The organism is Halobacteriovorax marinus SJ, from assembly GCF_000210915.2.
Classification (GTDB): domain Bacteria; phylum Bdellovibrionota; class Bacteriovoracia; order Bacteriovoracales; family Bacteriovoracaceae; genus Halobacteriovorax; species Halobacteriovorax marinus.
This window is the reverse complement of the sequence record NC_016620.1, coordinates 1631336-1643093: the sequence shown is the minus strand read 5'-3', so window position 1 is coordinate 1643093 and position 11758 is coordinate 1631336. Positions and strand designations below refer to the sequence as shown.

Sequence of the window (11758 nt, the reverse complement as noted above, 5' to 3'; positions counted from 1 at the left end):
AATAATTTCAAACGGATTTAAGGAGAAAATAATGAAGAAGTTATTATTACTTTCAGTTGCACTATTTTTCGTTTCATGTGCACACACTACAAAAGACAAGTCTTGTTGCGCTAAAGGAGATAAGCAATGCAAGATGGACAAAAAGAAATGTGACTCAAAGAAATGTCATATGAAAAAAGGTAAGAAGCATAAGCACAATCAAGATCATGCAAAAATGAGTGCTGAGGAATGTGACCTCAATACATGTAAGATTCACAGAAGCCCGAAAGGGAAAATGTAATCCACTAAGGCCGCTAAGTATGCGGCCTTTCTTTTGTTAAGTCCTCTCTATTACTAGATAGACAAAATCTTCTTCCCTAGTGGTCCACACGAATTTAAGATATAATAGAACTGCATCTTAGGGATGCATAAGTCGGGCAACTTTTGTAACCGGATAATTCACCTACCCTAAGTATCTGAAATCTATCATGTTACAAGCTTTTATCTTAAGCTAAATCGCAGAAGCTGTCGATAAGCTAAGAAATTGGAGAAGATTATGAAAAAATTATTACTGCTCGCATTTGCACTTACAATTGCGGCCTGTAGCTCTGCTACAAAAAGAGAAATTGCTAACGATAAGTGTTCTGATAACTTTTACACTAGTGAGCATACTTATTTTGAAACAATTGAGAGATGTAGAGACATTTAGTCTCTACATTCTGTAATATTTCCACTTGCCGCGCGTTAAGTTTTCCCTAACAATATTCTCACTTTAACTTAGATTTCTAGTATGTTAATCAATGCACCAGTATTAATTTATAGCTGGAGCTTTCGTGAAATTCCTATTCATTTCCTTTTTTATTACCTTATTTTTAGCCACAAAAACCTATGCCCTAGACACTGAGGTAAAAGGATTTATTGCCCTTAACACACTTTCTTATGAGTCTGTTGAAGATAGAGACCCTACAATGAAAATGGGAATTGGAACTATTGATTTAAAGTTCTATTTTAACCATGAAGACTTTGGTGCAAAGATAAAGCTAGACTTAGACGGACAGTTAGATGAACCAAATAATCTCTATGAAGAAGCAATGCTTACGTGGAGACCGATGAGGAATTGGCGCTTTGGAATAGGAAAAGGAAAAGTGAGAATTCATCAAATGGCCTTCGGTGTTTTAGAGTCACACTATATCGATGGTGGATCACTTCTAGGAACAAAGCACAGCTTCAGAGATCAAGATAGAAAAATTGTTGGTGAAATTAGCTACGGTGGTTACAGAAAAGGATTTAGAAATACTTTTAATGTCTACGCCGACTCTAGACAACCAAAAGAAGATTACGACACATCAAACCCAGTTGGTTACGAAACAGACAACAGCTCAAATCCTGGACGTGGTGAGATTATCTACGAAACAGAAAAAGAAATTGATACGAGAAAAGATATTGGAATTGCTAATAAGATTTACTTCTATCCTAAGAGAGGAGTTGAATTTGCAATCGGTGGTTTAATTAAAGATAGAGACCTTGACTACAATCTTAACTGGGCAACAGATATTTCAGGTAAGTATAAAACTGGTGCTTGGGAATTTATTTTTGAATATACTTTCGCGTATGTAAGTAACCATCCAAATGATAGATATGCAATTGAGCATCAGTACGAACAACTTGGACAATTACAAGTTCTCTATGAGCTAACAGAAATTACAACACTACAACTTAATACAGAATTTGCTCTTGTAAACTCACAAGAATTTAATAAGAACAATATTCCAAATGGTGTTGGTCAACAAAACTTCAACCGTGGTCAAAATGCGCATACTAATAACTACAAAGTAGACTTCGGTGTTATTTGGAAAATGGCAAAGAGAGTAAACTTTAAAGTTGGTGCTCTCTACGAGAGAAAGTATGAGTGGAAAGCTCTTTCACACTTAGGTTACGCTCACGGTTACGCAGGATTTAGAGATGCTTGGGCCCTTGGTTCAGGTGTAAATTTCTGGTTCTAATGACTAGCAAACTCTCCCTTATATTCTTTTGTATTCTTTTTGGGTCAAGCTCCTTGGCCCAATTAAGTACTCATAAAGTTTCTACCATCTATGGTTCAAGAACTTATAAATTCTTTGCTGCACCTAAAGGTGCTCACAAAGCGAAGACTCTTGTCGCAATTCATGGTTGCAAACAAGACGCAGAGAGTTTTGCACTCGGCTCTCACCTTATTAAATCAGCTAGAGAGAGAGGTTTTAATCTTCTACTCCCAGAGCAAAAGAGAACTTCTAATCCATATAATTGCTGGAATTGGTTTCTCGCTTTAAATCAACTAAGAGCAGGAGAGCCCTACTCTATTATCAAAGCGATGGATGACGCCACAAAGAGATATAGTCTCGATAAAAAGAACTTCTATGTCATGGGTATGAGCTCTGGTGGCGGGATGAGCAATATACTTCTAAATTGCTACCCTGAAAGATTTCAAGCGGGCGCGAGTCACTCAGGTGTTCCCTACGCGTCGACAGTTAATCCACTACTTGCAAAGTACGTCTTAAAAAATGGTATGGATTCAACACCATATTTAACAGCCCTTAAGGGAAGAATTTGTAGTTCACAATATAACGGAGGAATTTCTTCTCTCATCATTCAAGGTAGCGAAGATGAAGTTGTTGCCCCTCTAAATCTAGATGATATTAGTGAACAATTTATTATCTATAACAAACTCTCTTCAATTGAACTCACTCAGAGTACAAGAGAAGTTCTAAGAGAAGATGGGTACTCTTATTCTGAGCATTCTTGGAAAAATAATGAGAAGAATGTGGAAGTTAAATCTATTCTTATTAATTCTCTAGGGCATGAATGGTCAGGGGGAAATGAAGAATTCCCATATAATCAAGAGAAAGGTCCATCCGCGACCAAATTAATCCTAGATTTCTTTAAGCTTTAAAATGTAAAATACTCTTTAAAATAAAAAGTAAGGAGTATTTTATGCAAAAAACTATTGTCATTACAGGTGCCAGCAGCGGAATTGGGCTTGAGCTCACCAAGAGACATATAGAGAATAAAGATAGTGTTATTGCTATTGTTAGAAAGGCCTCTACTGAACTCAAAGAACTTAATATTCAAATCTTAGAAGGAGTTGACCTCACTACTAACGAAGCCTACCAAAGAATAGAGAACTTCTTTACAGGTATCGCAAAAGAGAAGGATAACTTCAAAATAGATCTCCTTATTAATAATGCTGGACTCTTTTTAAATGAGGAAGTCCCATTTGATGAGACTTCTTTTGATAATATGAGAAAGCAGTTTGAAGTCAATACGATCGCTCCACTTCGAGTAACATCTACGCTTCTTCCCTATTTAATAAAAGATTCAAAAGTAGCGATGATCACATCTAAAATGGGATCTATCTCTGATAATGGATTTGGTGGGTACTATGGTTATAGAATGAGTAAATGCGCTCTTAATATGGGTACAATGAGCCTCTCAAAGGCCATTGGCCAAAGAGGTATTACCCTTGGACTCTTTCACCCAGGCTTTGTTCAAACTAAGATGACATCAAATCAAGGTGATCTAACTCCCACGGAGTCGAGTCAAAGATTATTCGATTCAATGTCTAAAATGAATAAAGAAAATAATATGAAGTATTGGGATATCGATGGAAGCTTAATTCATTGGTAGAAAAAGTTGGGTACGTTTTAAAACGTACCCGAATTTTATTAGTAGAGTTTTTGAATTTGACCATTTCCTGTTACGTGGAATGATTCAGAAGTTTTAATCTCTCTTAGAACACTCTTGGCAGTGTATTTAACTCTTACTGCTGCGCCTGCAACTGGATTGTCTCTAGATCCGTGATTAACAATTGATACGAGCTCAGAGCTAGCATCAAAGTTGAATCCCCAACTAACGCTTACATTACTTGCTTGTACGTTTAGACCTGTGAGGTATGCGCCTTTATTTTCGTATCTACCACCCCATTGGAAGTTCACTGTATAATCAAAACCGATTACACTAGATCCAAAACCATTTTTGAAGCTAACTTTATAAGTTCTGGCCATTGGCATACTCCATGAGTCCATGTCATAGAATGCAGCTAATTGACCACTATCAGTCTTAGGAAGAACACTGATTGGCTTTCCCATATCTACTGTAACAACTGGCTTTCCAGCTTCAACAATTGTCCAAATCTTTTTTCCTAGTGCGATTAACTTATCAACAACCATGATGATTTCACCAAGGTTCTTATCGAATCCCTTATATTGAGGGGCCCAAACTAATTCATCACCAATTTCAACTTCTTCAACAGTGATCTCTGAAATTGTATGATAGTCGACATCATATGTTTTTGACTCATCTACGTACTCTAAATCTGTTTGAGTGAATGGTAGAGAGTGCATAGCTGCACTACTAGAAAATGCAAATAAAGTAATTAAGGTGGCGCCTAATAGTTTTTTCACGAGTCTCTCCTCTCTATGAGTGAAATTGTTACGACTTTATACAAGTAAAGAGGAGATTAAGTCAATCTAATAAAAACTTACAGCTAATAGCAAGTATTAGTAATACTAATAAATTAATCAGTAATATACTGTTTTTATTGATCTGCAGCTGTTTCTTGTGAAACTATTCTTAAATAGTCTTTCAGAATCCTCTGCTCAATTCTTCCCTTGAGACTGGCCGGTGCGGTAAACCTAACGATTAGGTCTAATTGCCCTGGAGAAACCACATTTATATGAACTCTAGGCTTTAGAATAGGAATTTCTAGATGTGATGTTTTTTGTATTCTGTCAAAGTGCTTCTGGGCCCTTTCAAAGTAGTCCTTACAGTGATTTTCACAAATCTCAATTAGCAACTTCTCACTTGCTTCCCAATCAGTATCTCCTTTAACAGGAATCTTGAATGTATGAAGGACATAGTTCTTTAAATGCGACTCATTAATCACACAATTGGTTAGAAAAATAGCATTTGGAATAACAATACTTCTTCCTGTCAATTGATGTGTTTCGTGACCAGGACCAATCTCTAAAACTTTTGTAGAAAAGAGAGAGCGATCGATGACGTCACCTCGAATGCCATTAATTTCAATTCGATCACCAATATGAAAACTCTTTTGAGTTAATTTAAATACACCACCAAAGAAGTTTAGAATAAATTCTTTCGAGGCAATAATTAGAGATACTAAGATAGCGGCAAGAGAGAAGGCCAAGGTCTTAAGCTCGTCTGTCCAAAGAATAAAAATAGTTAGTACGATGAGAAAAGAGACGAAAGAATTCAAGTTTACGAACCACTTTCTACGTCTTTCAATCTTCATATTAGTTGCGTTATTTAAGGCCCTCGCAATAGAGAGTCTAAAGACAATAATGATGATGAGAGCAGCAACACTTAGAAATATTTTATTAAAGTATAAATTATCGAAAATTAAATTTTTTAAATCCATTTCAGTCCATTTAAAAATAAGCGCTTGACTTACGCAAAACTTACGCTCAAAATATACGTATGAGTATAACAAAGAAACAAAAAGAAGTTCTCGATTTCATAACTAGCTACTGGGATAAGCACGAAGTTGCTCCTACCCAAAAAGAAATCAAAGAGGCCTTTGGCCTTAAATCTTTTGGTTCTGTACAAAGATACCTTAAATATCTAAAAGATGCAGGCCATATTGATTCAAATTGGAACGCGAGAAGAGGACTTAGGCCCAAAGAGACAAAGGCCCAAAGCGTAGATGAAAATACGATTGAGATCCCCCTACTTGGTGATGTCGCTGCAGGTATTCCCATTGAGGCCATCGAAAACCCAGACAATACGATAGCTATTCCCACTCATATGATTAGGGATTCTAAGCGCTATTATGCTCTCAATGTAAAGGGAGACTCAATGATTGAAGATGGTATCTTAGATGGAGATATTATCGTGTGCCGCCACCAACAAACTGCCAGTAAAGGACAAACAATTATCGCTATTGTTGACGGAGAGGCAACAGTTAAGAGGTACTCACCATTAAAGAATACTATTGAACTCATTCCTGCCAATAGCACAATGAAACCTATTCAAGTAGATCCTACTCAGAGCGAATTCTCTATTGCAGGAATCCTCGTAGGTCTAATGAGGTCATACGAGTAGCAATGGAGAGGAAAATTATCCATATTGATATGGACTGCTTCTACGCAGCTGTTGAGATGAGAGATGATCCCTCCCTGAGAAATATCCCCATAGCAATTGGGGGCCCTCCAAACTCTAGAAGTGTTTTATGCACGAGTAATTATAAAGCAAGAGAGTTTGGAGTGAAGGCCGCTATGCCATCATCAATGGCCATCAGAAAGTGTCCACACTTAAAAATCATTCCTCCTAATTTCTCAAAGTACAAAGAAGCTTCTTCTATCATTCATACAATCTTCAAAAAGTTTACAGATAGAATTGAGCCTCTAAGTTTAGATGAAGCCTTTTTAGATGTTACAGACTGTGAACTCTTTGGAGGAAGCGCTACACTTATCGCTAAAGAGATTCAAAAACAAATTCTTGAACAAACTAAACTTACAGCATCAGCAGGTGTGGCGCCCAATAAGTTTCTCGCCAAAATTGCTAGTGACTGGAAGAAACCGGCCGGTCTCTTTGTAATCACTCCAGATGAGGTCGATGAATTTGTTAAACCACTGGACGTAAGACTCATTCCTGGAATAGGAAAAGTTAGTGCTCAGAAGCTCTATGACTATGGCCTAAGTACATGTGAAAAAGTAAGGACCTGGAAGAGAGAGAGACTTGAGAGTATCTTTGGGAAAATGGGTGCTTCTCTTTATTTAAAGTGCCGCGGAATAGATCAGCGTGAAGTCATCTCCACTCACGATAGAAAATCTATATCTGTTGAGCATACCTTCAATAAGGATATAGAAGATATTAACAAGTGTTTAACTTATATCTCCGAACTTCGAAGTGAGTTATTGGAGAGAATTAGAAGATACCAAGTTAAGTATGGACACGATAAGAAAGTGGCCAAGGCCTTTGTTAAGATAAAGTTTCTCGATTTTCAAACAGTCACTGTAGAAAAGAAAAAAGAAGAGGACTTCTATCTCGAATTATGGAAGGATCATCAATTCACAAAAGATTTCACTCTCCACTTAGACGAGCTAGCAAAGATTGCTTATCAAAGAGGACAAAGGCCAGTAAGATTGATAGGAATAGGAATACGCCTAGAGCACGGCCCCATTGGCCCAAAACAATTGAAGCTTATTTAATATGAACATAATAGGGCCAATAAAATTTCTAGAAGAATTATTTTCAAAAGAGAATGATTTTCTCTTATCTTCTTTTGAAGATGAAACTCTTACTTACAAAGAGTTCTTTCAATTAGCAAAAGATAAAGCACAAAATATTAATGAGTCTTTTGAAGAAACTTGTAAAGAAACGAAGAACTCCTTAGTCTCACTCACACCTAATAATACAAGAGAAGATCTAATTAATATTCTCGCATATTGGTTAGCAGGTAGAGTGCTCATTTTTCACGCACCAGAGACATCTGCAGAATTCATTAAAGAATACGAAGCTCTCATTTCAAAAGATTTAAAAACAAACGAGCTTTTAAAAGATAAAACTATTGCCTGCTATATACTGACTTCAGGTAGTACTGCAAGGCCAAAACCAATTCCCCTTAGTTTTGAAAATCTCTTCAGTGCTTCTAAGAAATTTTGTAAGCATTTTAATGTAAATGATCAATGCTACCTTCCTATAACGCTTCCTCTCTATCATGTGGGAGGCTTAATGATTTTTATAAGATCAATTACCGAAGGAGCAAAGCTCTCACTACATAATCCAGGAAAGATTTCTCCAGAGGACTTTCCCCAATGCCCAAGTTTCATGTCTGTTGTTCCTCTCCAGTTAGAGAGAATACTAGACAATAAAGAGCAACATGAATTCTATAGAGAGTGCACTTTTATTATTGGTGGGGCGAAGACCTCACATGAAACTCTTAGCAAAATCGAGCAATATAAGTTCAAGGCCTCATCGACTTATGGCATGAGTGAAACGTGCGCAATGGTTATGGCCACGAAAGTAACTTCTAAAGCAAGTGTTTTGCGCTCTATCGGAATGCCTCTTGAGAACGTTGATATTTCTCTAGACTCGCGCTCTGCTCTAATAATTAAATCTGATAGCACCTCTCCTATTTTTAGAGACGGAGTGATCGTCACCAATGATATGGCCTATACTCAAGAAGATCTTTTCTATATCAAAGGTAGAATTGATGATGTCTTTATCAGTGGCGGTGAAAATATCAACCCCTTAGAAGTTGAGTCTACTCTCATTGAATCTGGTATTAGTGATGCCTTTGTTATTCCCGTAGAAGATGAGAAGTTAGGAATGATGTCCACGCTATTCTATACGGGGAAACAAGATCAAGCAGAGATTAAGCAATTGGCCAGCTCTAATCTTCCACCCTTTAAAAGACCGCGCTATTATTTTAAAGTTCCTGATTATGCCTTTACGGGTATTAAGCTTAAGAAATCAATTTTAAAAGAAGTTGCACCACTACTGGTAAGTATTGAAAGAGCGAGAGAGCTTTTTCCACTAACTTTTAGTGGTGATCCTAGAAGACCATGGATTATTCTTCTGCACGGCTTTATGGGAGAAAAGGAAGATTGGAATAAGATACAAGAATTACTAAGAGTTAAATTCTTTACTATTGCTCTAGATCTACCTGGGCACGGGGAGAATAGAAATCTCACTTCTCTAAGTTTAGAAAAATTACAAATGGACTTCGCCGAGCTTGCACAACTCTTGGCCAAACCATTTCACTTACTTGGTTACTCGCAGGGAGGTCGTCTTGCTCTAGGGCTTGTGATGCGAGGACTAGAAGTTGAATCACTCATTTTAGAAAGTGCTTCAGCAGGAATTGTTGATGAGGACGAGAGAGAGAAGCGCTATCAAAGTGATTTGAAATTATTTAGTAGAATTTCAAATCAAAGTGATCTCAGAGAATTTCTCATTTACTGGTATGAAAATCCGCTCTTTGGAAAAATAAAAGAGCACCAAGACTTTGAACACTTTATAAATAAGCGATCTCAATATGATTGGAAGCTCTGGTCAGAGGCACTTAAGAGTTTTAGTGTTGGGATTCAGCCTGACTACAGACCCTTTTTACAAAGAAGAAAAGATTTAAATGCCCTCACAATTTGTGGTGAAAGAGATCATAAGTATCTAGCGGCCTCTATGGAATTAAAAACAAGGTATGGCCTAAACTTTGAAAAAATCTCCGATTGCTCTCACAACACGCATTTCGAGCGCCCGGAAGAGTTTGCAAATACAATCTGTAAATTCTTGGAATCTTAGAAAATCCCCACAAATACTAAAGTATTTTCATCGGGTAACCGATGAGTTAACTATGAAAATAAATAGACTCAACTCTATTAAAACTTTTGATACCAGCAACGGACGAAGCAACGATATCGTAGAAGGTCTTGAGTCTGTGAGCTATAGCCTCCATAAACTTGAAAACCTCACAGAGAAAATTGCCTCGCCTCCAAATAGGGATTCTAATTCTCCATACGTTTCAGATAGACCTAATTATAATCCTGAGCGCATCAAGGGTACACAGAGAGAATTGGAGTGGAAGAAAGTTGCCCTCTCTAGAGAAGATCAATTACGAGAGATTACTAGCGAAGACAATAACGAAATTGCCGCTAATCATTCTCTTAGCAAGAAATTAAATATTATCTAATGGAAAATTGATTTTGATAAAATGTAGGCACTAGAGAAGGACTCTAGCGCCTATGATGAATTATGATTTCTTTGATTTCTTCTTTTTCTTCTTCTTACCTTTTTTACCGCTCTTAAGTTTCATTAAAACAAATCCAGCAGCGGCAGCGATAACAATATAGATGAGATAATCAGTTGCACCACCAGAACCTGATTTAGATTTTTGAGCACGTCTCGCAGAAATATCACCTGTCATACCACCATCATCAATAAGTCCATCAGCATTATCTAGTGCTGAACCAGACTTAGTCTTAGCAGTCCACTCACCTGAATCTTTCTTCTGTCTAAACACTCTAAGTGTTTCGATAATTTTATCAAAGACTGGCTTATATGAATTATAGTGATCTTTTCCAACAGAGAAAGTTACTGCTACACCTAAGTCGGCCTTAACAGTTGCCATATATCTTGTATAAAAACCTGGAACTTCTGATGCTAAGTGAAGTGAGTCAATCCATTGCTGAGAATTAACAGACTTCTTCTTAGAGTAAACTGGCTCAGAGACCTGAGTCTTTCCACCTGGAAGAGTAAAGGTCTTCGTTCCCTTTAAATAAGCTTGGTATTGCTCGAGAGAATCTTGATTTCCTCTAATCTTTGCGGCCAAAATAATGATGGCCTCTTTCTTTCTATCTTTATTTTCAGATTGGCAAACCCACTCCGTTCCCTCTAGAGCACAACCCCAACCTGGAGGTAACTCAAATTGAGAGTATTGATTGGTAAATCTCTTGGCCTGAACATTGGTGGCCAATAGGCCAAGTGCCAAAGTCGAATAAAATAATTTCTTCCAAAACGTCATGGGTTCTTCCCTTTAGAAAATTTAGTTAGTCTAATAATATCTTAACCTAGAGTATTGAAATTACAAAAAAGAAAAAATTTTCCCTTTTTAATTTGAAAGCCCTCTAGCTGTAAATCCTGACTTTATTGTCATTTTCTTAAATTTTTTCGCTAGCTTAATTATTGCCCAATCAGCACCTAATTCATAAACTCGCCCTTGGGCCACAAGATCATTACCGCCAAAATAATCTGTCTTATAAATATCAAAGAGCTGACCTTTCTCAACATCTTGAGAAATTCCCTTATCTATCTTTAAAAACTTCCCTCTCGGTGAAACCTTTATAACAGAGGCCTCGAGATCATACTCTTTAAACTTTGATAACTTTCTATCAGAGCGTGTCTCGCCTCTAGAGTTCCATGCTAGATTAAGTGCAACCTCTGTCCCTTTATCAGTGGAAATACCGCTTATGACTTGTGCCCCTCTAATACCAACTCTAACTCGACCAAATGACTTATAAGCGCCTACATAAGGTTTTGTATAAGATCTATTTACCGAATTATACAGGTAGGACTCCCCTAGACCTTGTGGTGGTTTATTCTCTGGCTCATCAGTATATGGATCATTCTTAAGTGACTTCACGCCCTCTAGACCTGCAAAGAGAGCAAAGCTCTTCCAAGCTAATTTAGCGTTAACATCATAGAAGAGTTCTGAACTTAAACTATTGGGAGCGCCAACGTAGGCAAATGAGCCATTGAGGGAGTTACCTGTGCGAGACTTATAAGAGAGAATACCCATGACATGATAGGAGTTCCCAGCATCTCCTAAGATCATCTCACCCTCAGGAATCTCCGAAGTATTTGTATAGTCAGTATTTTCGTAGAGAGTTGCACTATATTGAAGGTCTACGGCATATTGCCAATTACCTAGAGGTTTAAAAGCATACTTTGCACCTATGCGCACACTTTCTGCACCAGACTTTGTGGCCTCGAGATCCGTTGATTTAACTTGTCTAAATAGGGCCCCACCACGAAGTTCTAATTGCTCACTAAAACCATATCTAAAAAGTAGATCGGCCTCTAATTTTGAGAACCCCTCATCTTCACCAAACTCAACTTCCTCACCATCAGCATCGACTCTTGTAGAGGAACTCCAGCTTCTGGCCTCTAATTCAAGTTGATAACTCTTTTTATTGATGACTTCTGCATCCGTGCCGTTAATTAGTCCATTTGCAGCAAAGGTATTTTGCCATAGGATTAAGACTATCGCCGATGAAATCCATTTCAT

The 11758-nt window shown here is 37.5% G+C and carries 13 protein-coding genes; 9 read left to right on the top strand and 4 right to left on the bottom strand.

What is annotated here, in order from left to right:
- Window positions 1–31 precede the first annotated feature (31 nt).
- The 5 genes from BMS_RS07885 (at window position 32) to BMS_RS07870 (ending at window position 3642) form a co-directional block, all read left to right on the top strand.
- A complete protein-coding gene (locus BMS_RS07885) occupies window positions 32–280 on the top strand; it encodes a hypothetical protein (RefSeq protein WP_014244280.1) in 249 nt (82 codons plus the stop codon).
- Window positions 281–535: 255 nt separating this feature from the next.
- Window positions 536–688 carry a hypothetical protein gene (locus BMS_RS17620; RefSeq protein ID WP_157765719.1) on the top strand — a complete coding sequence of 51 codons (153 nt, stop codon included), beginning with the start codon at window positions 536–538 and terminating at the stop codon, window positions 686–688.
- Window positions 689–812: 124 nt separating this feature from the next.
- Window positions 813–1982 (top strand): hypothetical protein, encoded by a 1170-nt coding sequence (locus tag BMS_RS07880; protein ID WP_014244279.1) that lies wholly within the window; start codon window positions 813–815, stop codon window positions 1980–1982.
- Between the two features lie 53 nt (window positions 1983–2035).
- Window positions 2036–2908 (top strand): extracellular catalytic domain type 1 short-chain-length polyhydroxyalkanoate depolymerase, encoded by an 873-nt coding sequence (locus tag BMS_RS07875; RefSeq protein WP_157868258.1) that lies wholly within the window; start codon window positions 2036–2038, stop codon window positions 2906–2908.
- 41 nt (window positions 2909–2949) lie between these two features.
- Window positions 2950–3642, top strand: a complete 693-nt coding sequence (locus tag BMS_RS07870) for an SDR family oxidoreductase (protein WP_014244277.1) — start codon at window positions 2950–2952, stop codon at window positions 3640–3642.
- Window positions 3643–3680: 38 nt separating this feature from the next.
- Here BMS_RS07870 and BMS_RS07865 read toward each other — a convergent pair whose 3' ends face one another.
- Both BMS_RS07865 and BMS_RS07860 read right to left on the bottom strand, forming a co-directional pair.
- Window positions 3681–4418, bottom strand: coding sequence for a hypothetical protein (locus BMS_RS07865; RefSeq protein WP_014244276.1), 738 nt, complete (start codon window positions 4416–4418; stop codon window positions 3681–3683).
- A gap of 134 nt (window positions 4419–4552) precedes the next feature.
- Entirely contained in the window at window positions 4553–5395 is an 843-nt protein-coding gene (locus BMS_RS07860) for a mechanosensitive ion channel domain-containing protein (protein WP_044557411.1), read from the bottom strand.
- Between the two features lie 59 nt (window positions 5396–5454).
- Between BMS_RS07860 and lexA the strand changes: the two genes are divergently transcribed.
- The 4 genes from lexA to BMS_RS07840 are packed head-to-tail and all read left to right on the top strand — an operon-like array spanning window position 5455 to window position 9664.
- Window positions 5455–6078: a transcriptional repressor LexA gene (gene lexA, locus BMS_RS07855; protein ID WP_014244274.1), complete on the top strand. Its 624-nt coding sequence runs from the start codon at window positions 5455–5457 to the stop codon at window positions 6076–6078.
- Window positions 6079–6080: 2 nt separating this feature from the next.
- On the top strand, window positions 6081–7187 hold the full coding sequence (dinB, locus tag BMS_RS07850) for a DNA polymerase IV (protein WP_014244273.1): 1107 nt from the start codon (window positions 6081–6083) through the stop codon (window positions 7185–7187).
- A 1-nt stretch (window position 7188) separates the two neighbouring features.
- On the top strand, window positions 7189–9276 hold the full coding sequence (locus tag BMS_RS07845; protein ID WP_014244272.1) for an alpha/beta fold hydrolase: 2088 nt from the start codon (window positions 7189–7191) through the stop codon (window positions 9274–9276).
- Between the two features lie 52 nt (window positions 9277–9328).
- Entirely contained in the window at window positions 9329–9664 is a 336-nt protein-coding gene (locus BMS_RS07840) for a hypothetical protein (protein ID WP_044557410.1), read from the top strand.
- A gap of 60 nt (window positions 9665–9724) precedes the next feature.
- Here the strand turns inward: BMS_RS07840 and BMS_RS07835 are convergent, their stop codons facing one another.
- On the bottom strand, window positions 9725–10495 hold the full coding sequence (locus BMS_RS07835; RefSeq protein WP_014244271.1) for a hypothetical protein: 771 nt from the start codon (window positions 10493–10495) through the stop codon (window positions 9725–9727).
- Between the two features lie 87 nt (window positions 10496–10582).
- Complete coding sequence (locus BMS_RS07830) at window positions 10583–11758, bottom strand: hypothetical protein (RefSeq protein WP_014244270.1); 1176 nt, start codon at window positions 11756–11758, stop codon at window positions 10583–10585.

Coding starts and splice junctions, on each gene's coding strand:
- BMS_RS07885 (WP_014244280.1), top strand. CDS start 32: ATGAAGAAGTTATTATTACTTTCAGTTGCACTATTTTTCGTTTCATGT.
- BMS_RS17620 (WP_157765719.1), top strand. CDS start 536: ATGAAAAAATTATTACTGCTCGCATTTGCACTTACAATTGCGGCCTGT.
- BMS_RS07870 (WP_014244277.1), top strand. CDS start 2,950: ATGCAAAAAACTATTGTCATTACAGGTGCCAGCAGCGGAATTGGGCTT.
- BMS_RS07860 (WP_044557411.1), bottom strand. CDS start 5,395: ATGGATTTAAAAAATTTAATTTTCGATAATTTATACTTTAATAAAATA.
- lexA (WP_014244274.1), top strand. CDS start 5,455: ATGAGTATAACAAAGAAACAAAAAGAAGTTCTCGATTTCATAACTAGC.
- dinB (WP_014244273.1), top strand. CDS start 6,081: ATGGAGAGGAAAATTATCCATATTGATATGGACTGCTTCTACGCAGCT.
- BMS_RS07845 (WP_014244272.1), top strand. CDS start 7,189: ATGAACATAATAGGGCCAATAAAATTTCTAGAAGAATTATTTTCAAAA.
- BMS_RS07840 (WP_044557410.1), top strand. CDS start 9,329: ATGAAAATAAATAGACTCAACTCTATTAAAACTTTTGATACCAGCAAC.
- BMS_RS07835 (WP_014244271.1), bottom strand. CDS start 10,495: ATGACGTTTTGGAAGAAATTATTTTATTCGACTTTGGCACTTGGCCTA.
- BMS_RS07830 (WP_014244270.1), bottom strand. CDS start 11,758: ATGAAATGGATTTCATCGGCGATAGTCTTAATCCTATGGCAAAATACC.